The organism is Streptomyces sp. PA03-3a, assembly GCF_033792735.1.
Classification (GTDB): Bacteria; Actinomycetota; Actinomycetes; order Streptomycetales; family Streptomycetaceae; genus Actinacidiphila.
The window spans coordinates 127,552-146,096 of the sequence record NZ_JARAVM010000020.1; the positions used below are offsets into that span (position 1 = coordinate 127,552).

Here is an 18,545-nt window from a genome sequence, read left to right on the forward strand (position 1 = left end):
CGGTCGGGACGGGGCGGGATGCCGGGGCCGGTAGGTTGCCGTCATGAGCACCGCGCAGACGTCCCGGGCCGAGCTGATCGCCGACACCGCACTCGCGCTGCTCGCCGAGCGCGGGATGCGGGGGCTGACCCACCGTGCGGTCGACGAGGCGGCCGGTCTGCCGCAGGGCTCGACGTCCAACCACGCCCGGACCCGGGCGGCCCTGCTGGAGGCGGCGGTCCACAGGCTGGCCCTCCGCGAGTCGCAGACCGCCTACGACTCCGGGACCCCCGCACCCGCACCGGGACCCGAAGGCCTGGCGGCGCTGCTCGCGTTCTTCCTGCACCGCTCGGTCACCGAGGCCCGCGACCTCACCCGCGCTCGGCTGGAGCTCGCCCTGGAGGCCACCCGGCGCCCCGAGTTGCGCGTGGTCTACGACACCGCCGGCCGTGTCTTCCGCGAACAGCTGGAAACCATGCTGCGCGCCGTGGGCTCCGCCGAGCCGGAACGTCACGCCCGGTCCCTCATCGCCTGGTGCGACGGCGTCCTGTTCCACTCCGTCGCCGGTGCGGGGTCCGCGTCACCGCCGCCGGAGGCCGAGTTGCGGGCAGGGGCGGCCGACCTGCTGCGGGGGATGCTCGGCGCCGGCTCCGGCGGTTGACCCGTGGACGGTGTCGGTGGCCCCCGCCATCATGGCGGCCATGACGACGTCACCGGAGCGCACCGACCCGCCCTACATCGCCGACGAGCGCACCATGCTGGAGAGCTGGCTGGACTTCCATCGCGACACCCTCGCGATGAAGTGCGCCGGCCTGGACGACGAACAACTGCGCACGGCCGCCGCGCCCCCGTCCGACCTCACCCTGCTGGGCCTGGTCCGGCACATGGCGTGCGTCGAACGCGGCTGGTTCCGCGACGCCCTCGCCGGGGAAGACGTGCCCCCGCTCTACCGCACCGACGCGGACCCCGACGGCGAGTTCCACGACCTCGACGAGGCCGACACCGCCGAGGCGTTCGCCACCTGGCGCGCAGAGATCGCGCACGCCCGCGAGGTGACCCGCGGCCGGTCGCTCGACGACGCCGGGCTGCGGCGCGGCAAGGACGAGGTCTCCCTGCGCTGGATCTACGTCCACATGATCGAGGAGTACGCCCGCCACAACGGCCATGCCGACCTGATCCGCGAGCGCATCGACGGGGTCACGGGCGACTGACGTCCTGAGCGCCCCCCTCGGTCCGGGCCGGGCGACGACCCCCGTGCGCCGCCCGGCCCGGACCGGGCCTCACTTGCCCAGGTCCGGGATGCGCCAGTCCACCGGGTCGTGGCCCTGTGCCTTGAGCGCCTCGTCGATCTGGGTGAAGGGGCGGCTGCCCAGGAAGAGCTTGGCCGACAGCGGCGACGGGTGGGCGCCCTGGACGACCGCGTGCCGCTCGGTGTCGATCAGCGGCAGCTTCTTCTTGGCGTAGTTGCCCCACAGCACGAAGACCGCCGGGTCGGGCCGGGACGCGACGGCCTTGATGACCGCGTCGGTGAACTTCTCCCAGCCCTTGCCCTTGTGGGAGTTGGCCTCCGCCTCGCGCACCGTCAGCACCGCGTTGAGCAGCAGTACGCCCTGCTCGGCCCACGGCATCAGATAGCCGTTGTCGGGCACCGGGTAGCCGTACTCCTCCTTCATCTCCTTGAAGATGTTCCGCAGCGAGGGCGGCGTCCTGACACCGGGCTGCACGGAGAAGCAGAGGCCGTGCCCCTGGCCCTCGCCGTGGTACGGGTCCTGGCCGAGGACCAGCACCTTCACCTTGTCGTAGGGAGTGGCCTCCAGAGCCGCGAAGACCTGCTCGCGCGGCGGGAAGACCTTGTGCTTCCCGCGCTCCTCCTCCACGAACTCGGTCAGCTGGGTGAAGTAGGGCTTCTCCAGCTCCTCACCGAGGACGGCCTGCCAGGACTCGGGCAGCGTGATGGGCACGACGGGAACCTCCGGTACGCGATCCGTTACTGGGGACGAACGTACCGTTCCGCACTGACAATCCGCCCGGCCGGGGGTCCGCCGAGCCGGACGGCGCCGCGCGCCCCCGGTGTCTGCCGCCGAAGCGACGGCAGACACCGGGGACGGTGAGCGTCGGGGTGCGGACGAAGCCGAACCTCAGGCGCCGACACCGGCGTTGAGGAAGATGCCGCCGTCCACGACCAGGGTCTGGCCGGTGATCCAGGCGGCCGCGTCCGAGAGCAGGAAGGCGGCGGCACCGCCGATGTCCTCGGGCACGCCGAGCCGGCCCAGCGGGTACGCGGACGCGGCCTGCTCCTCGCGGCCCTCGTACAGGGCGGAGGCGAACCTGGTCTTGACGACCGCGGGCGCGATGGCGTTGGCGCGGACGCCGGGCGCCATCTCGGAGGCGAGCTGCAGCGTGAGGTTGACCATCGCGGCCTTGCTCATGCCGTACGCGCCGATGAACGGGGAGGCGCTGATGCCCGCGATGGAGGCGATGTTGACGATCGCGCCGCCGTTCTCCTTCATCCACGCCTTGTAGGTCTGCTGGGCGAAGCCGAGCGCGGAGACGACGTTGGTCTCGAAGACCTTGCGGGCGACGCCGAGGTCGAGTTCGGCGAGCGGGCCGAAGACCGGGTTGGTGCCGGCGTTGTTGGCGAGGTAGTCGACGCGGCCGAAGGCCTCCATCGTGCGCTCGACGACCTCGGCCTGGTGCGCCTCGTCGTGGGCCTTGCCGGCCACGCCGAGGGCCCGGTCGGCGCCGAGGCGCTCGACGGCCTCCTTCAGCGCCTCCTCGTTGCGGCCGGTGATGACGACCCGGTCGCCGCGGGCGACCAGGGCCTCGGCGATGCCGTAGCCGATGCCGCGGCTGGCTCCGGTGACGATCGCGACGCGGCCGTTCTCGGGCTGGGTGCTCATGATGCGGGTCTCCTGTCGCGGGTCAGTCGAGCGGGCCGCCGGCCACGTACAGCACCTGTCCGGAGACAAAGCCCGCGGCGTCGCCGGTGAAGAAGGCGATGGCGTTGGCGACGTCGTCCGGGTTGCCGACGCGCTGCACCGGGATCTGGGTGGCGGCCGCGGCCTGGAACTCCTCGAATCCCATGCCGATGCGGGCGGCGGTGGCGGCGGTCATGTCGGTGGCGATGAAGCCGGGCGCGACGGCGTTGGCGGTGACGCCGAACTTGCCGAGCTCGTGCGCCAGGGTCTTGGTGAAGCCCTGCAGGCCGGCCTTGGCGGCGGAGTAGTTGGCCTGGCCGCGGTTGCCGAGGGCTGAGGAGGAGGACAGGTTGACCACGCGGCCGAACTTCGCGTCCACCATGTGCTTCTGGACGGCGCGGGTCATCAGGAAGGCGCCGCGCAGGTGCACGTTCATGACCGTGTCCCAGTCGGCCGCGCTCATCTTGAACAGCAGGTTGTCGCGGAGCACGCCGGCGTTGTTGACGAGGATCGTCGGCGCCCCGAGCTCCTCGGCGACGCGCGCGACCGCGGCCGCGACCTGCTCCTCGTCGGAGACGTCCGCACCGACGGCGACGGCCCGGCCGCCCGCCTTGGTGATCTGCTCGACGGTGTCCTTGCACGCGGTCTCGTCGAGGTCCAGCACGGCCACGGCGCGGCCCTCCGCGGCCAGGCGCACGGCGGTGGCGGCGCCGATGCCGCGCGCCGCCCCTGTCACGATCGCTACGCGCTGCTCGGTGGTCGACATCTGCTCTCCTCAGCCCTGTGGGGAGCGGTCGCGCAGGTGAGCGACCGCTTAGTACGTCCCGTAGCCGAAACCGTAGGAGCGCAGTGACCCTGTGTCAACGCCCACCGCGCCGATGTGGCTCAGCGCACCAGAAGATCCAGCAGACGGTCCACCTCGGCCTCCGGGTCCTCGGTCAGCCCGGTGTGGATGGGGCCCGGCTGCACGATGGTGCTGCGCGGCGCCGTCAGCCACCGGAAGCGCCGCCCCGGATCGTCCTCCGCCGCCTGCCCGGCCCGATCGCCGCCCGCGCAGATGCCCTCGTAGCCGCGCAGCGCGGCCCGCACCCCCGCGACGTCCACGTCGGGGTCGAGGCAGCGCAGCCGCGTCTCGTCCAGGTGGACGCGGGCGCCCACGAAGGACTTGGCCCGGCAGTAGACCAGCACGCCCGCGTTGATCAGCTCGCCGCGCTCGATCCGCGGCATCACACGCACCAGCGCGTACTCGAACACATCGCGCCCGCTCGCCGTGCTCACTTGGCGGCCTTCCCCTCGACCCAGGTGCGCAGCCACTCCGGCGGCGCCTGCTTCTCCTGCTGCTTCGGGGCGAGGACGATCCGCTCGCCCACGGTGCCGGCGCGCGCCAGCAGCACCCGCTCGTAGGCGCGCCGCACCTCGTCGGGGCCCGCGAAGCCGGGCTCGTCCACGAGCCACTCGTCGGGGATCTGGGCGGTGACCTCGCGCAGCAGCGCCTCGTCCACGCGCGGGGCGAGGTCGCGGGCGGCGGACTCCACGTCGGGGGCGAACCGGGCGAGCGCGTGGTCGGCGGCGTCGTACGGCTTGTCGGCGGCCTGGTCGGCGCCCTTCCAGTTGTGGTGGAAGATCAGCGAGGCGCCGTGGTCGATCAGCCAGAGATCCTGGTGCCAGACCAGCATGTTCGGGTTGCGCCACGAGCGGTCGACGTTGCCGACGAGCGCGTCGAACCACACGATCCGCCCCGCCTCGGCGGATCCCACCTCGAAGACGAGCGGGTCGAAGCCGAGCGCGCCCGGGAGGAAGTCCATGCCGAGGTTGAGGCCGCCGCTGGCCTTCAGCAGGTCCTGGATCTCCTGGTCCGGCTCGCCCAGCCCGATCACCGGGTCGAACTGGAACCGCACCAGCAGCGGCACCCGCAGCCCCAGCCGCCGGGCCAGCTCCCCCGCGATCACCTCGGCCACCAGCGCCTTGCGGCCCTGTGCGGCACCCACGAACTTCACCACATACGTCCCCAGGTCGTCGGCCTCGACGACACCGGGCACCGATCCGCCCTCACGCAACGGCGTGACGTAGCGGATACCTGTCACTTCCTCCATGGACGCATCCTAATGACCGGCCTCCGGCGGCCGCGGACCGCCGTCACCCCGTCCCGGCCCTGGTCCCTGCCCCCGGGTGGAATTTTCAGGGGATGGTTGAACGGCCCACCCATCTCGTCCGTACGACAGGGCAGGGCGTGACCCACGCTCCCGGGCCCCGGCAGGCGGTCCGGAACGGACGAGGCAACAGGATGTGTGACGCATGGCCGAGACGACTGGCATCGCAGGGGCTCCGACCCGCCGCGCCGTGGTCGCCGGAGTGGGTGCGGCGGGGCTCGCGGCCGCGCTGGCCGCCTGCGGCGACTCCAACGACTCCGCGGGCGCCTACAGCCCCGCGGCGCCCCCGCAGGGCGGCGACCAGGGGGCCGGCGGGTCGGCGCCCGCCGGCGGCGGGGCCGAGGCGGCGCTGGCCAAGACCTCGGAGATCCCGGTCGGCGGCGGCAAGATCTTCGCGGACAAGAAGGTCGTCGTCTGCCAGCCCGAGGCGGGCTCGTTCAAGGCTTTCTCCGCGATCTGCACCCACCAGGGCTGCGCGGTCAACGAGATCGCGGGCGGCACGATCAACTGCCCCTGCCACGGCAGCAAGTTCAGCATCAAGGACGGCAGCGTGGCCAACGGCCCGGCGACCCAGCCGCTGGCGGCGGCGAACATCAAGGTGGAGGGGGACTCAGTGGCCCTGGCCTGAGTCCCCCGGGACCCGGCCCGGACCGTTCCCAGCTGCCGATCACCTCGTCGGCGGTGGTGACCGTGGCGACCAACGCGAGGGTGTGCCGGAGCATGTCGGCGGTGTACGACTGCGGCACCCCGGCGATGGCGTCGGCGGGCACGACCGCCTCGTAGCCGAGGTTGACCACGTCGAAGACGGCGTTGGGGACGGCCACATTGGCCGACACCCCGGTGACGACGACCGTGCGCACGCCGAGGTTGCGCAGCACGGCGTCGAGGCCGGTGCCGGCGACCGGCGACAGCCCGTGCAGCCGTCGCACCACGAGGTCGCCGGCACCGACCGCTGTCTCCTCGGCCACCTCGACGGCGGGCGTGCCGGCGACCTGCAGTACGGGGAGCCGTTCGGCGGCGCGGAAGATCCGCGCGTTGCGGCTGGACCCGCGGCCGTCGGCGCGGCGTTCCGCGACCGCGTGCACCACGGTGGCGCCCGCCGCGTGGGCGGCGGCGACCAGCCGCGCGGTGGCCTCCAGCGCCCCGGAGGCGCGTACGGCGGCCGCGAGTTCCGGCAGCGCGCCGCCCGGGCCGACCACCCCGCGCCGGCACTCGACGGTGAGCACGGCGGCGGACCGGGGGGTCAGGAGCGCGTCGAGCCGCCGGTGCCGAGTGCCGTCCGCCATGCTTGCCCCCTCGCGCGCGGGTGCCCTACCGTCGTCCCGAGTGACCATATCTGACGGAACGTCAGACTGGGAAGTGGGGGCGCACATGGCCGTCGCACAGCGCCGCGGACGCCGGATCATGATGACCGCCGAGGAGGTCGACGCCTTCCTCGGCGCGCAGCGCACCTGCCGCGTGGCCACGGTCTCGCCCGACGGCCGCCCGCACGTGGGCGCCCTGTGGTTCGCCTGGGACGGCACGTCCCTGTGGCTGTACTCGATCGTCCGCAGCCGCCGCTGGGCCGACCTGCGGAGCGACCCGCGCGTCGCGGTCGTCGTCGACGACGGCACGGAGTACGGGGACCTGCGCGGCGTCGAACTCTCCGGCACCGTGGAGTTCGTGGGCGAGGCGCCCCGCACCGGCGAGCCCCACCCGGGCCTGGAGGCCGTCGAGCGGCTGTTCGCCGCCAAGAACTTCGGCCTGGAGTCCATGCCCCACGACGGCCGCCACGCCTGGCTCCGCCTGACCCCGGACGCCGTGGTCTCCTGGGACTTCCGCAAGATGCCGGACCCTGGCTAGGGCACGCGCACGACCGCGTCCCCGAGGGCGGAGCGCCGTCCTCGTGCGGCGTCGCGGAGTTCGGCGAGTGCCTGGTCACGGTCGACGAGCGGGGGCGTGAAACGGCCGCCGGAGGCACGGACGTGCTCCTCCCAGTGGTCCGCCCAGAACTCCACCGTCCACCCCCGCCAGCGCGAGGCCATCCGCGGCGCCCCGGCCTGGGCACCGAGCAGCCACCAGCCCACCCGGCGCCGCGCCGGGTCCACATGGAGGCCGGAGTCCGCGGCGAGGACACATCGCCCGTGGTCGGGCGCCCCCGCGAGCCGGTCGAGCAGCGCCGGGCCTTCGGCCACCGGGTGGTGGTTGGCGGAGGACAGCAGATGGCAGCGGTCGGCGCCGACCGTGACGACCCGGATCATGGGATCGCGCTCGGCCAGTTCCCCGTCACCGGTCGCGAGGGCGCCGTCCGGACAGGTCGAGCCGCCGGTCTCCCGTACGGCCTCGGGATCCAGGCCGAGGTGGGAACGCAGTTCGGCGGGACCGTCGTAGGTCCAGCGCAGCTGCCAGCCGGGCCAGGCGCGTCGCAGCGCCTGCCACACGGCGGCGCGGTGGCCCAGTTCGACGACGGGCCCCTCCCAGGCGAAGAACAGCAGCACCCTCTGCCGCAGGTCGATCAGCGCCGCCGCCTGGCACCACACCTCGTCGCGCCAGCCTTCGGCCCGGGGGCGTTTCCGGAGGACCTGCACCAGGACGTCGGGACCGGCGAGCAGGTCGAGGTCGAGACCGATCGCGCCGAAGCGGGCCTCGTACACCTCGTGCCCGCCGTCCTCGCGCACGAGGACGTACGTCGCCCAGTCAGCCATGCGGGGATGGTCTCAGACGTCGGCGGCCGCCACGTCCTCCCCCGCCCGGCGCAGGGCGTCGACGGCGGCGCGGATGGCGGGGCGGCGGTCGGCGTCGGAGCGCCAGACGGCGTAGATGTGGCGCTTCATGGTGTGCCGTACGCGGATGGCGCGGACCCCGGCCGGGAGGGGGCCGCGGCCCAGGCGCGGGACGACGGCGACGCCCAGGCCGGCGGCGACGAGGGCCAGCACCGTGGGGTGCTCCTCGGCGTGGTGGGCGATGCGCGGTTCCACGCCCTTGCCGCGCAGGGTGAACAGCAGCCACTCGTGGCAGAAGCCGCCGTCCGGCCAGGCGATCCAGTCGTCGTCGGCGAGTTCGCCGAGGTCGACCTCGGCACGGCCGGCCAGGTGGTGGCCCTCGGGGACGACGACGTCGGCGATGTCGTCGAGCAGCGGCTCCTTGGCCAGGCCCCCGGGCAGCGACAGCGGCTTGTTGTACCAGTCGAGGACGACCGCGAGGTCGATGTCGCCGCGGACGAGCCGGGCCAGCGCGTCCTGGGGCTCCATCTCGTGGACCATCGCGCGCAGCTTGGGGTGGTCGCGCCGCGTCGCGGCGAGCGCCTGCGGGAACAGCCCGCGCACCGACGTGGGGAAGGCCGCCATGCGCAGTTCGCCGACCGCGGCGCCGCGGTGCGCCTCCAGGTCGGAGTGGGCGAGCTCGACGAGGGAGAGGATGCGGTCGGCGTGCCCGGACAGCAGCCGGCCGGCGTCGGTGAGTCGGACCCCTCGGCCGTTCTTGGCGAGCAGGATCTGTCCGGTCTCGCGTTCGAGCTTGCCCATCTGCTGGGAGACGGCGGAGGTCGTCACGTGCAGGACGTCCGCCGCGGCGCTCACCGAGCCGTAGGTGGAGATCGCGTGCAGGATGCGCAGGCGCTCGAGGTTCAACATGTAAGCAACACTACGCGATCAGCGGCAGGTTTTCTCACTTGTCCTAAGAGGTTCGATCCGTCATCGTGATGGCCATGAGCGCACCCAGCACCCGCCGCCCGGACGCCGTGGCCGCCCCCTCCACCGCCGGCGCCCCACCGGCCGCCGTCACCGGCGCCCCCTCCGCCACCGCGCGCCGCCGCCTCGTCGTCGACTGGCGCGTCAGCTGGGCGGTGCTCGCGCTCATCTGGGGCTTCAGCTTCCTGTTCATCAAGGTGGGCACCGAGGCCTACGCCCCGCTGCAGGTCGCGCTCGGCCGCATGGCGTTCGGCACCGCGGTGCTGGCCGCCGCCTTCGCCCTGAAGCGGGAGCGGCTGCCGCGCGGCGCGCGCGCCTGGGGGCACATGGCGGTCGCCGCGCTGCTGCTGAACACAGTGCCGTTCACACTCTTCGCGTACGCGGAGCTGACGATCCCGTCGACGCTCGCGGGGATATGCAACGCCACGACCCCGCTGTGGAGCATGGTGCTGTCGGTGGTGGCGCTCTCGGACGACAAGCCGACCCGGCAGCGGGTCGCGGGGGTCGGCATCGGCTTCGTCGGCGTGCTGACCGTGCTCGGCGCCTGGCAGGGCTTCTCCGGGACGGACCCGGCGGGCACCGCGATGGCGCTGGGTGCCTCCGCGAGCTACGCGGTGGGCTGGATCTACGTGCGCCGCACCCTGAGCGGCAGCGGCAACTCGGCGCTGTCGATGTCCTCCGCGCAGCTGCTCCTCGGCACCGTCCAACTGGCCGTGCTGACGCCGCTGTTCACCTCCGTGCCCGCCTCGTTCCCGCTGTGGCCGACGCTGTCGGTGGTGGCGCTGGGCGCGCTGGGCACCGGGATCGCCTTCCTGCTGCAGTACGGGATCGTCGCGGAGAAGGGCCCGACGATCGCCACGATGGTCACCTACCTGATCCCGGTCATCGCGACCGCGGCCGGCGTCGCCCTGCTGAACGAGCGCCTGACGTGGAACGAACCGGTCGGCGCCCTTGTGGTGCTCGCCGGCGCGGCGCTGACCCAGCGCCGCCCCGCGGGCTGACCGCACGGTCCGCGCCCGGTCAGCCGAAGCGCCCCGCGCGGAGCGGGCGGACCGCGCCGGCGACCGCCTCGGCCAGGGCCGGGACCTCGTCCACCGTGACCGGCGAGACGGTGACGCGGATGCCCGGCGGGGAGTCCAGCCGGAAGCGCGCGCCGGGCGCCACGGCCCAGCCCGACTGCAGGAGCCGGGCGACGGCCGCGGTCTCGTCCGGCACCGGGACCCAGACGTTCATGCCGCTGCGGCCGTGCGCCGCGACACCCCGGTCGGCCAGCGCCCGCACCAGCGCGTCGCGGCGCGCGGCGTAGGCGGCGGAGACGGCCGGGACGTCGACCGCACCGGTGCGCCAGAGGTGGGCGACGGTGTGCTGCAGCAGATGGCTGACCCAGCCGGGCCCCAGCCGGTAGCGGCCGCGGACCCGGTCGACGGTGACCGGGTCGCCGGTGAGCACGGCCAGCCGCAGGTCCGGGCCGTAGGCCTTGGCGGTGGAGCGGACCAGCATCCAGTGCGGGGTGCTGCCGGCGAGCGGATGCAGGGGCAGCTCGGTCAGTCCGTTCACATGGTCGTCGTCGATGACGAGCACCCGCGGGTGGCCCCCCAGGACCGTGCGCAGTTCGCCGGCGCGCGCCGCGGAGAGCGTGGCGCCGGTCGGGTTCTGGCCGCGGTCGGTGACGATCAGCGCCCGCGCGCCCTGCCGGAGGGCGGCGTCGACGTCGTGCGGGAGCGGCCCGTCGTCGTCCACGCCCACCGGGACGGCGCGCAGCCCGAGGGCCGGGACGAGGTCGAAGACGCTGCCCCATCCCGGGTCCTCCACCGCCACCGCGTCCCCCGGCCGCAGGTGGGCGGTAAGCGCGCGTTCCATGGCGTCGAGCGAACCGGAGGTGAGCCCGACCGGCCCGGCCGGCACCCCGTCGGCGTCGAAGGCGGCCCGCGCCAGGGCGGCGAGCTCCTCCTCGACCGGGGCGTGCCCGTACAGCATGGGCTGCCGCGCGTTGCGCGCCGCGGCCTCGGCCAGCGCCTCCGCGAGCGGTGGCAGCAGCGCGGTGTCCGGATTGCCGGTGGACAGGTCCCGCACCCCGGGCGGCACCTCCGGGCGGATCTCGTCGCGCGCCGTGGTCGCCGGCCGCCGCCGCACCCGGCTGCCGCGGCGGCCCGCGGTCTCGATGACGCCGCGGTCGCGCAGCAGGCGGTAGGCGGCGGCGACGGTGTTGGGGTTGACGCCGAGTCCGGCGGCGAGCTCCCGCAGCGGCGGCAGCGCGGCGCCGGGGGCGAGCGCGCCCTCGCCGATGGCCCGTTCGACGCTCGCCGCGATGTCCGCTGCGCCCCGGCCGGTGAACGTGTACTCTCCTAGCACAAACAGCATTATGCACTAGTGCAAAGGATCGTGCCATGTCCGCCACGCCCTCCGCTGCCGACGCGTACGCTCCCACCGACCGCACCGTCCCCACCCGCAGCCGCGAGCGCGCCTCGTACGACCGCGAGCTGGTGCACGCGATCCTCGACGCGGACTACCTCTGCCACCTCGGCTTCGTCCGCGACGGGGCGCCGGTCGTGCTGCCGACCCTCTACGCCCGCGTCGGCGAGCGGCTCTACGTGCACGGCTCCACCGGCTCCCGTCCGTTGCGCGGCGCCGGCGAGGACACCGGGCTCCCGGTCTGCCTGACCGTGACGCACCTGGACGGGCTCGTGCTGGCCCGTTCCGCCTTCCACCACACCATCAACTACCGCTCCGTGGTGGTGCACGGCGTGGCCCGCCAGGTCACCGACCCCGCCGAGCGCTCCGCCGCCCTGGACGCCCTGGTCGACCACATCGTGCCCGGCCGGGTCGCCGACTCCCGCCCGGCCAACGCCAAGGAACTGGCCGCCACCGCCGTCATCGCCCTCGACCTGCACGAGGTCTCGGCCAAGGTGCGCACCGGCGGCCCCGGCGACGACCCCGAGGACCTGGCGCTCCCCCACTGGACGGGCGTGCTGCCCGTCACCCGCGCCTACGGAACACCCGAACCCGCGGACGACCTCGACCCGTCGATCGCCGCCCCGGACTACCTCACCACGCGCTGAAGGGAGCCCCGCGCATGCTCGTCCACCCCTGGGACGCCGCCGTCGACGAGGCCGAGTGGCAGGACTGGCTGGCCGAGCACGACTTCGGCCAGCTCGCCGTCAACGGACTCGGCGGCGAACCCCCGTTCGTCCAGCCGGTGCACTTCGCCTACGACGCCGCACGGCGTGAGGCGGTCACCCACCTCGCCCGGCCCAACCCGCTCTGGAACGCGATCGAGGCCCACCCCCGGGTGACGCTCAGCGTCGTCGGCGACCACGCCTTCATCCCCGGCGCCTGGCACGCCCCCGAGGGCACCCCGCCCGAGCACGGCACGCCCACCAGCTACTACGCCGCCGTGCAACTGCTCTGCGTGGCCCACCTCGTGGACGACCCGCAGGAGAAGGCGGACCTCCTGCACCGGCAGCTCGCCCACTTCCAGCCGCGCGGCGACCACGCCCCCGTCGTCCCCGGCGAGGCGCCGTTCGGCCGGATGCTGCCCGGCATCCGCGGGCTGCGGCTGGAGGTCGCCGACGTCCGCGCCAAGTTCAAGTTCGGCGGGAACCGGCCGCTCGAGACGCAGCGGCGGGTGACCGAACTGCTGGCGGAGCGCGGTGGTCCGGGCGACGAGGCCGCCCGGACCCGGCAGTTGCGCCGCCTCGGGCAGCGCGGCTAGGCCGCGGCCTAGTCGTCCATCGCCGCGCCGTACCGGGCGTTCTGGTAGGGCGCGCCGACCGAGCCGCCGCCGTACGTCCAGCTCCCCGGCAGCTTGAGGCCGCCGGCCCCGGCCGAGAACACCCACACCACGCCGTCGTCGGTGTTCTCACCGGGGGCCCCGACGAGCAGACCGTAGTAGCCGTCGCGGTTGGGGTCGGTGAAGGAGACCTGGCCGCCGAACTTGTCGGCCTTCTCGGCGGTGCCCGGGACGCCCGCGGTGTTCTGGTTGACGTCCAGGACACCGGCGGCGGTCAGACCCCGCGCCGAACCGCGCAGCACCCACACGGCCCCCGCGTCGGCGACGCTGCCGATGTCCTCTCCGGGGGAGCCGATCGCCACGTCGGCGTAACCGTCGCGGTTGACGTCGCCGACGGAGAGGTCGGCGCCGAAGCCGTCACCGCGCTCGGCGACGCCCGGCACACCGGGGTTGTCCTGCGTCCACCAGTACGGCGGGGTGCCCGGTCCCTCCTGGCCCACCAGCCCGTCCCGGCTGCCGTGGTAGACGCCCACCTGGCCACCGTTCACGAACTCGCCGCCGTCGTCGGGGCTGTGCGGTTCCCCGGTGACCAGGTCGTCGAAGCCGTCGCCGTTGACGTCGCCGGAGGCGACGACGGGGCCGCCGCGCAGGGCGGTGATGGGCAGCGGATCGACGTCGTCGCTCAGGATGACGTACGACCAGCCGTGGCCCGGCTCGTTCCCCAGGCTGACACCGGAGACGACGACGTCGGCCAGGCCGTTGTCGTCGTAGTCGCCGGTCGTCAGCGAGGTGGGCGCGATGCCGGGCCCCTCCGACTGCCGGGCGAGCGGCGTGCGCCGCCGGTCCTTGAAGGGCGTGAAGGTCCCCGCGTCCCCGCCCTTGCGGGCGGCACCCTGCGGCACGGACTCGTACTGGAAGATCGACAGCCCCACCTTGTCGATCACGGCGAGCAGGTCACCCGGGACGTAGGTGGTGAAGTGCCCGGCGGCCAGGGCGCTGCCGAACCGGTCGCCCTTCATGGCGCTGACGGACTGCAGCCAGTCGCTCGCGGCGCCGGACAGCCCCTTCGCCGAGCCCCACAGGACCACGACGCCCCCCGCGTCGGCGCCGACGCCGCCCAGGTCCTCGCCGGGGATGCCGACGACGGCGTCGTCGTACCCGTCCCCGTCGAGGTCCCCGCTGGCCACGGCCTGGCCGAAGGCGTCGCCGGTCTCTGCGGCGCCGGGCACGCCGGAGGTGTTCTGGCTGAAGACACCGGCGCTGGTGGTGACCCCCTTGGGGCCGCCGTACTGCACGGTGACGGCACCGGCGCCGGAACGGCCGCCGACCGTGGCGCCGGGCGCGCCGGTCAGCACGTCCTCGTACCCGTCGCCGTTGAAGTCCCGGTTGCGATCGCTCGCGTGGGTGCCGCCGGGGGTCCCGGCGGCGGAAGGGGACGCGGTGGCGATGGCCGCGCCCGTGATGAGGAGAAATGACGCCGCGGTGACCGCAGCCGAGCGGTTCTTGCGCATGAGCGGCTCCTTCACTCAAGAACGACCGGGCGGTGCGGGGGTGTCCGGAAAGAGCCCGTTTCCTTCTCCGGCACCGTCTTTGACACGCCGTGAGAGGAAAGGGTTGTAGGGGGACGCGAGACAGTCGCCGGTCGGGCGTGGTGACGCCGGTGGGCGGGCGCGGGTTCGCCTCGCGCCCTTCGTGCGGACAGCGGCGGGCTGCGGACGGGAGGGTTGGGGGGGGCCGGGGTTGGTCGGCCGTGCGCGGGTGGGTGGGTGGCCTGGGTGCAGACGCCGGAGCGGGGCGGGTTGTTCGTCCGGTACCGGTCCCGTCGCCGCCCGCGCGTGCAGATGGCCGGTGACCACGCCCACTCTTGGTGTGTGGCGGGCCCGCCGTGAGCGGCGTCTGCGGGTGATTCCCCGGCATCGGGCTCTGTTTCGACGTCCATGCCGCTGAAAGCGGGCCCGTTCTCCCTCAAGCCACCGGCAGCACCCCGAAGCAGCCGCGGAGGCGCGTCACGGCGGGCGCGCCCGGCACCGGCAGGAGGCGTGGAAGCGGCCGTCTGCATCCGAGGACGGCAACGAGACCCAGGCACCGAAGACGCGGCCCGCTCCGGGTACCCAGGCCACCCGCCCACCCGCACACCGCCGAGCGCCCCGGACCGCCGCCCCCCGTCCGCAGCCGGCGCTGTGCGCCCGCAGGGCGCGAGACGGCGGGACAGCCGAACTGCCGGCGCTACTGCCCCACGCCGGACACCGGTCTGGCAGGCGCGGCGGTGCCGGTGTCGACTGGGCTGCCCGAGGCCACGACCGTCGTCGGGCCCTGCTTCTTGGCGGTCTGGGCGACGAACGCGCCCGCCAGTACGAGCGTGCCGCCGATGATCTGCGGCGTGCCGAGGTGTTCGCCGAGCAGCACCCATGCGAAGACGGTGCCGACCACCGCTTCCAGGCACGCGACGACCCCGGCCACCTGCGGTGACAGCCGGCGTACGGCGACCACGCCGGTCAGGTACGCGAGCACGGTGGCCACCAGCACGACCCAGCCGACGAGCAGGACCGCGGGCACGTCCGTCTCGCCGAGCGCCGCCTGCCGCGTGAGCACCGACCAGTCCATCGACCAGGGGCGGGAGACCGCGGTCAGCACGACGGCGCCGATGGCCAGGCCGTACGCGATGACGGCGACCGGGTCCGGGGCGTCGTCGCCGTCGCTGCCGTGGTCGGCCAGCACGAAGTAGCTGACCTGGCAGCAGGCGGCGCCGAAGGCGAGGGCCAGGCCCAGCGGGTCGAAGGCGAGCCCGGACCACACCTCGACCACCGCGGCCATGCCGCCGACGGCGAGCACGACACCGATCGCGGCGGCCTTGCTGACCGCCCTGCGCTGGACGAAGCGCACCCAGCCGAGCAGCAGCGCCGGGCCGAGGAACTCCACGAGGATCGCGACACCGACCGGGATGCGGGATATGGCCGCGAAGTAGAGCGTCTGGACACCGGCGACACCGAGCAGCCCGAAGCCGAGCAGCAGGCCGGGGCGGCGCAGCAGGAGCGCCCGGTGCCGCAGCACCACGGGGAGCATGATGAGCGTGGCGCCGGTCACGCGCAGCCACACCACATGCAGCGGGTCGAGCCCCGCCTCGATCAGCGGCTTGGCCGCCACCCCCGAACCGCCGAACGCGAACGCGGAAACCAGCGCGAGCCAGAGCCCGGCGTTCCTCCCCTGAGACACATGCATCGGGCCATGATGTCAGCTCGCGACAGGACCGTCATCCCGGTAGCGGCTGTCGTTCGCGCCGCGCGGCAGGGGTGGCCGCACGGCCAGGACCTGCGGTTCGACCCCCGCCGACCTCAGCACCTGCGCCGCCCGGCTGCCCTGGTCGGCGACGAGCGCGGCCAGCAGGTCCGTGCCGCCGGCCCGCGGCGCGCCCCGTTCCGCGGCGTGGCCGGCGGCCGCGCGCAGGGCCGCGGCTGCGGCCGGACTCCAGCCGGGCGCTTCGACGGCGGTGAGCACGGTCCTCGCGCCGGCGTCCTCCACCGCGTCCCGCCAGGCGATGCCGTATCCGATGGTGCGCTGCGCGAGGTAGCCGAGGACGCGCGCCACCCGCCCGCCGCCGGCCGCGCCCGCCGTACCCGCCGTACCCGCCGCGGCGTCGACGGCCTCGCGCGCCATCGGGTCGGCCTCGAGGAGGGAGTGCAGAAGGTGGGCGGTGTCCACCTGCCGGTCCCCGTCCCTCGTGGCGCGCCGCCGGCCCGCGGCGGTCACCGTGCGCAGCTCGGCCCCGAGCCGCGAGTCGTTCCAGTGCACGCCCTCCACCCCATCAGGCCGCACCGCCCCGCGGCATCGCCACGCGGTACCGTTCCGCCGTCCTGCGCCGGAGGGGTGCGCCCGTGCGACGTGTCCTCCTCAGGGATGACGGCGGCCCCGGAGCCGGTCCGGGGCCGGGCGCCGCGGGCGCCTCAGTAGCGGACGTCGCTCTGCAGCAGCGGCGGGTACACCGCGGAGGTCTGGCCGTCGACCGTCGTTCCCGCGAACTGCAGCATCGCCCGCATCGCGCCGTGCAGAGGCGCCGGGTAGCCCAGGACCGGGGCGGACACCTCGTCCAGCCGCCGCAGGTGCTCGGGCGCGAGGACGGTGTCGAGGCCCGCGAGGTTGTCCTCGAGGTGTTCCAGGCGGCGCGCGCCGACGATCGGCACGACGGTGCCCTCGCGGGCGCGCAGCCACGCCAGGGACACCGCGGCCGAGGTGGTGCCGAGTTCGTCGGCGACGGCGGCGACCTCCTCGATGACGGGGAACTCGTCCTCGCCGGGACCGCCGACGAACGCCGTGCGGGCGGAGTCGGCGACCGCGCCGCCGCGCCGGTACTTTCCGGACAGGAAGCCGTTCTTCAGCGGGCTCCACGGCACGAGCGCCATGCCCTGGTCGAGGGCGAGCGGGGCGAGTTCCCCCTCCACGGTGCGGGCCAGCAGCGAGTACTCGACCTGCAGCGCGATGAGCGGGGTCCAGCCCTTGAGCAGCGCGGTGGTCTGCGCCTGCGCGGTCAGCCAGGCGGGGGTGTTGGAGAATCCGATGTAGCGGATCTTCCCCGCGCGCACGAGGTCGTCGAGGGTGCGCATCGTCTCCTCGATGGGGGTGTGGCGGTCCCAGTTGTGCAGCCAGTACAGGTCCAGGTAGTCGGTCCGCAGGCGGCGCAGGGTCTCGTCGAGCTGGGCGACGATCGAACCGCGGCCCGCGCCGCCCCCGTTGGGGTCGCCGGGGAAGAGGTTGGTGAAGAACTTCGACGCCAGCACCACGTGTTCGCGCCGCCCGGGGTGGGCCGCGAACCAGTCGCCGAGGATCCGCTCCGAGTGGCCGTTGGTGTAGAAGTTCGCGGTGTCGACGAAGTTCCCGCCGCGGTCCAGGTAGGTCTCCAGGATCTTCTCGGACTCCTCGACGCTGCACCCGGCACCGCCGGGGTCCTCGCCGAAGGTCATCGCGCCGAGCGCGAACGGGCTGACCCGCAGGCCGGACCGGCCGAGGGTGACGTAGTGGTCGAGCGGCATGGACGTGCTCCTTCGTGCGCCGGATTCTGTCCCCTCCATGCAACGGGAGGCCGCTCCGGCGGGGTAGACCGATCCGCGCGGGCTCTTGCCCGATCCTGCCGACTTCGCCCTGATCGAGCTTGCCGGCTTCCGGTGCGGATGGTTCGGTGAGGTGTGCGCACCCCACCCGGCGTCCTGCTGGACGAGCTCGGCGACCTCGTCGCGACCCATGCCCGGCCCTCCTTGCGGACCCCCATCGACGGCCTGCTGCTGTCGCGGGTCGCGACGGCCCCGCCGGACTACTCGCTGACCGAACCGCTGCTGGTCGTCATGGCCCGGGGCGGCAAGCGCCTGCTGCTCGGCGAGGAGGTGCACGACTACCGGGCGGGGCAGTATCTGCTGGTCACCGCGGTTCTGCCGGTCACCGGCCACTACCTGGACGTCAGCGCGCAGGACCCCGCGCTGGGCATGGGGCTGGTCCTGCGCGCGGCCGCCATCGCCCCGCTGCTGCTGGAGACACCGCCCGGCCGCCGGGCCAGGGCCGCGTCCAACCCGCCCGCGATCGCCACCGGCGAGGCCGGACCCGACCTCCTCGACGCCGTGGTGCGGCTGCTGCGGCTGCTCGACCACCCGGCGGACGCCCCCGTGCTCGCCCCGATGATCGAGCGCGAGATCCTGTGGCGGCTGCTCACCGGCCCGCACGGCGCCATGGTCCGCCAGATCGGCCTGGCCGACAGCGGTCTGTCCCACGTCAGCCGGGCCATCCACTGGATCCGCGACAACTACGCGCAGTCCCTGCGGATCGACGACCTCGCGCGCCTCGCCGGCATGAGCCCCTCCGCCTTCCACCGGCACTTCCGCGCCGTGACGACCATGAGCCCGCTGCAGTTCCAGAAACGCATCCGCCTCCAGGAGGCCCGCTCGCTCCTCGTGGCCCGCCCCGACGACGTCGCCGGCGTCGGCCATGTCGTCGGCTACGCCAGCCCCACCCAGTTCAACCGCGAGTACCGCCGCCTCTTCGGCGCCCCGCCCGGGCAGGACGCCGCCCGCGTGCGCGCCGCCGCCACTCCCGCCGGCGTGCGGCACCTGCCGTGAGG

General features: G+C 74.1%; 21 protein-coding genes. 8 read left to right on the forward strand and 13 right to left on the reverse strand.

Going from position 1 to position 18,545, the window contains the following annotated elements:
• Positions 1–43: 43 nt before the first annotated feature.
• A complete protein-coding gene (locus tag PV342_RS24100) occupies positions 44–640 on the forward strand; it encodes a TetR/AcrR family transcriptional regulator (protein WP_400807704.1) in 597 nt (198 codons plus the stop codon).
• Between the two features lie 40 nt (positions 641–680).
• Positions 681–1,190: a DinB family protein gene (locus tag PV342_RS24105; RefSeq protein ID WP_400807705.1), complete on the forward strand. Its 510-nt coding sequence runs from the start codon at positions 681–683 to the stop codon at positions 1,188–1,190.
• A gap of 69 nt (positions 1,191–1,259) precedes the next feature.
• Here PV342_RS24105 and PV342_RS24110 read toward each other — a convergent pair whose 3' ends face one another.
• The 5 genes from PV342_RS24110 to PV342_RS24130 all read right to left on the reverse strand — a co-directional run bounded on the left by PV342_RS24110 (position 1,260) and on the right by PV342_RS24130 (position 4,990).
• Positions 1,260–1,940, reverse strand: coding sequence for a uracil-DNA glycosylase (locus tag PV342_RS24110; protein WP_089224550.1), 681 nt, complete (start codon positions 1,938–1,940; stop codon positions 1,260–1,262).
• Positions 1,941–2,117: 177 nt separating this feature from the next.
• The gene (locus tag PV342_RS24115; protein WP_089224549.1) at positions 2,118–2,879 is read right to left on the reverse strand and encodes an SDR family oxidoreductase; all 762 of its coding nucleotides are present in this window, start codon (positions 2,877–2,879) and stop codon (positions 2,118–2,120) included.
• Positions 2,880–2,901: 22 nt separating this feature from the next.
• Positions 2,902–3,663, reverse strand: coding sequence for a 3-oxoacyl-ACP reductase FabG (gene fabG / locus PV342_RS24120; protein ID WP_018558636.1), 762 nt, complete (start codon positions 3,661–3,663; stop codon positions 2,902–2,904).
• A 119-nt stretch (positions 3,664–3,782) separates the two neighbouring features.
• Positions 3,783–4,124, reverse strand: coding sequence for a DUF3037 domain-containing protein (locus PV342_RS24125; RefSeq protein WP_051102031.1), 342 nt, complete (start codon positions 4,122–4,124; stop codon positions 3,783–3,785).
• A gap of 47 nt (positions 4,125–4,171) precedes the next feature.
• A complete protein-coding gene (locus tag PV342_RS24130; RefSeq protein WP_386991731.1) occupies positions 4,172–4,990 on the reverse strand; it encodes a HipA family kinase in 819 nt (272 codons plus the stop codon).
• Positions 4,991–5,192: 202 nt separating this feature from the next.
• Here PV342_RS24130 and PV342_RS24135 point away from each other — a divergent pair, with 202 nt between their 5' ends.
• The gene (locus tag PV342_RS24135) at positions 5,193–5,675 is read left to right on the forward strand and encodes a Rieske (2Fe-2S) protein (protein ID WP_400807710.1); all 483 of its coding nucleotides are present in this window, start codon (positions 5,193–5,195) and stop codon (positions 5,673–5,675) included.
• Here the strand turns inward: PV342_RS24135 and PV342_RS24140 are convergent.
• The gene (locus PV342_RS24140; RefSeq protein WP_500318657.1) at positions 5,641–6,333 is read right to left on the reverse strand and encodes an isochorismatase family protein; all 693 of its coding nucleotides are present in this window, start codon (positions 6,331–6,333) and stop codon (positions 5,641–5,643) included. The genes PV342_RS24135 and PV342_RS24140 overlap by 35 nt on opposite strands.
• 85 nt (positions 6,334–6,418) lie before the next feature.
• Here PV342_RS24140 and PV342_RS24145 point away from each other — a divergent pair, with 85 nt between their 5' ends.
• Positions 6,419–6,889: a pyridoxamine 5'-phosphate oxidase family protein gene (locus PV342_RS24145; protein ID WP_400807715.1), complete on the forward strand. Its 471-nt coding sequence runs from the start codon at positions 6,419–6,421 to the stop codon at positions 6,887–6,889.
• Here the strand turns inward: PV342_RS24145 and PV342_RS24150 are convergent.
• Positions 6,886–7,731 (reverse strand): hypothetical protein, encoded by an 846-nt coding sequence (locus PV342_RS24150; protein WP_500318658.1) that lies wholly within the window; start codon positions 7,729–7,731, stop codon positions 6,886–6,888. The genes PV342_RS24145 and PV342_RS24150 overlap by 4 nt on opposite strands.
• Positions 7,732–7,743: 12 nt before the next feature.
• On the reverse strand, positions 7,744–8,658 hold the full coding sequence (locus PV342_RS24155; protein WP_386991723.1) for a LysR family transcriptional regulator: 915 nt from the start codon (positions 8,656–8,658) through the stop codon (positions 7,744–7,746).
• Between the two features lie 68 nt (positions 8,659–8,726).
• On the opposite strand from PV342_RS24155, the gene PV342_RS24160 reads away from it, so the two are divergent.
• Positions 8,727–9,716 (forward strand): DMT family transporter, encoded by a 990-nt coding sequence (locus tag PV342_RS24160; protein WP_018558644.1) that lies wholly within the window; start codon positions 8,727–8,729, stop codon positions 9,714–9,716.
• 19 nt (positions 9,717–9,735) lie between these two features.
• On the opposite strand, the gene PV342_RS24165 is transcribed toward PV342_RS24160, so the two are convergent.
• Entirely contained in the window at positions 9,736–11,076 is a 1,341-nt protein-coding gene (locus PV342_RS24165) for an aminotransferase class I/II-fold pyridoxal phosphate-dependent enzyme (protein WP_400807723.1), read from the reverse strand.
• Between the two features lie 26 nt (positions 11,077–11,102).
• On the opposite strand from PV342_RS24165, the gene PV342_RS24170 reads away from it, so the two are divergent.
• Together PV342_RS24170 and PV342_RS24175 are read left to right on the forward strand one after the other, a co-directional pair.
• Positions 11,103–11,774 carry a pyridoxamine 5'-phosphate oxidase family protein gene (locus PV342_RS24170; RefSeq protein WP_361004822.1) on the forward strand — a complete coding sequence of 224 codons (672 nt, stop codon included), beginning with the start codon at positions 11,103–11,105 and terminating at the stop codon, positions 11,772–11,774.
• 14 nt (positions 11,775–11,788) lie between these two features.
• Complete coding sequence (locus PV342_RS24175; RefSeq protein ID WP_400807728.1) at positions 11,789–12,427, forward strand: FMN-binding negative transcriptional regulator; 639 nt, start codon at positions 11,789–11,791, stop codon at positions 12,425–12,427.
• Positions 12,428–12,435: 8 nt separating this feature from the next.
• On the opposite strand, the gene PV342_RS24180 is transcribed toward PV342_RS24175, so the two are convergent.
• The 4 genes from PV342_RS24180 to PV342_RS24195 all read right to left on the reverse strand — a co-directional run bounded on the left by PV342_RS24180 (position 12,436) and on the right by PV342_RS24195 (position 17,469).
• Entirely contained in the window at positions 12,436–13,956 is a 1,521-nt protein-coding gene (locus tag PV342_RS24180) for an FG-GAP repeat protein (protein ID WP_500318659.1), read from the reverse strand.
• Positions 13,957–14,671: 715 nt separating this feature from the next.
• Complete coding sequence (locus tag PV342_RS24185) at positions 14,672–15,664, reverse strand: EamA family transporter (RefSeq protein WP_500318660.1); 993 nt, start codon at positions 15,662–15,664, stop codon at positions 14,672–14,674.
• Between the two features lie 12 nt (positions 15,665–15,676).
• A complete protein-coding gene (locus PV342_RS24190; protein WP_400807737.1) occupies positions 15,677–16,234 on the reverse strand; it encodes a Clp protease N-terminal domain-containing protein in 558 nt (185 codons plus the stop codon).
• Positions 16,235–16,386: 152 nt separating this feature from the next.
• Positions 16,387–17,469: an aldo/keto reductase gene (locus PV342_RS24195; protein WP_500318661.1), complete on the reverse strand. Its 1,083-nt coding sequence runs from the start codon at positions 17,467–17,469 to the stop codon at positions 16,387–16,389.
• A gap of 153 nt (positions 17,470–17,622) precedes the next feature.
• On the opposite strand from PV342_RS24195, the gene PV342_RS24200 reads away from it, so the two are divergent.
• Positions 17,623–18,543 (forward strand): AraC family transcriptional regulator, encoded by a 921-nt coding sequence (locus PV342_RS24200; RefSeq protein ID WP_433417480.1) that lies wholly within the window; start codon positions 17,623–17,625, stop codon positions 18,541–18,543.
• Positions 18,544–18,545: the final 2 nt, after the last annotated feature.

Coding starts and splice junctions, on each gene's coding strand:
- PV342_RS24175 (WP_400807728.1), top strand. CDS start 11,789: ATGCTCGTCCACCCCTGGGACGCCGCCGTCGACGAGGCCGAGTGGCAG.
- PV342_RS24105 (WP_400807705.1), top strand. CDS start 681: ATGACGACGTCACCGGAGCGCACCGACCCGCCCTACATCGCCGACGAG.
- PV342_RS24125 (WP_051102031.1), bottom strand. CDS start 4,124: ATGCCGCGGATCGAGCGCGGCGAGCTGATCAACGCGGGCGTGCTGGTC.
- PV342_RS24135 (WP_400807710.1), top strand. CDS start 5,193: ATGGCCGAGACGACTGGCATCGCAGGGGCTCCGACCCGCCGCGCCGTG.
- PV342_RS24140 (WP_500318657.1), bottom strand. CDS start 6,333: ATGGCGGACGGCACTCGGCACCGGCGGCTCGACGCGCTCCTGACCCCC.
- PV342_RS24155 (WP_386991723.1), bottom strand. CDS start 8,658: ATGTTGAACCTCGAGCGCCTGCGCATCCTGCACGCGATCTCCACCTAC.
- PV342_RS24185 (WP_500318660.1), bottom strand. CDS start 15,664: ATGCATGTGTCTCAGGGGAGGAACGCCGGGCTCTGGCTCGCGCTGGTT.
- PV342_RS24195 (WP_500318661.1), bottom strand. CDS start 17,469: ATGCCGCTCGACCACTACGTCACCCTCGGCCGGTCCGGCCTGCGGGTC.
- PV342_RS24160 (WP_018558644.1), top strand. CDS start 8,727: ATGGCCATGAGCGCACCCAGCACCCGCCGCCCGGACGCCGTGGCCGCC.
- PV342_RS24170 (WP_361004822.1), top strand. CDS start 11,103: ATGTCCGCCACGCCCTCCGCTGCCGACGCGTACGCTCCCACCGACCGC.
- PV342_RS24100 (WP_400807704.1), top strand. CDS start 44: ATGAGCACCGCGCAGACGTCCCGGGCCGAGCTGATCGCCGACACCGCA.
- PV342_RS24150 (WP_500318658.1), bottom strand. CDS start 7,731: ATGGCTGACTGGGCGACGTACGTCCTCGTGCGCGAGGACGGCGGGCAC.
- PV342_RS24165 (WP_400807723.1), bottom strand. CDS start 11,076: ATGCTGTTTGTGCTAGGAGAGTACACGTTCACCGGCCGGGGCGCAGCG.
- fabG (WP_018558636.1), bottom strand. CDS start 3,663: ATGTCGACCACCGAGCAGCGCGTAGCGATCGTGACAGGGGCGGCGCGC.
- PV342_RS24145 (WP_400807715.1), top strand. CDS start 6,419: ATGGCCGTCGCACAGCGCCGCGGACGCCGGATCATGATGACCGCCGAG.
- PV342_RS24115 (WP_089224549.1), bottom strand. CDS start 2,879: ATGAGCACCCAGCCCGAGAACGGCCGCGTCGCGATCGTCACCGGAGCC.
- PV342_RS24180 (WP_500318659.1), bottom strand. CDS start 13,956: ATGCGCAAGAACCGCTCGGCTGCGGTCACCGCGGCGTCATTTCTCCTC.
- PV342_RS24130 (WP_386991731.1), bottom strand. CDS start 4,990: ATGGAGGAAGTGACAGGTATCCGCTACGTCACGCCGTTGCGTGAGGGC.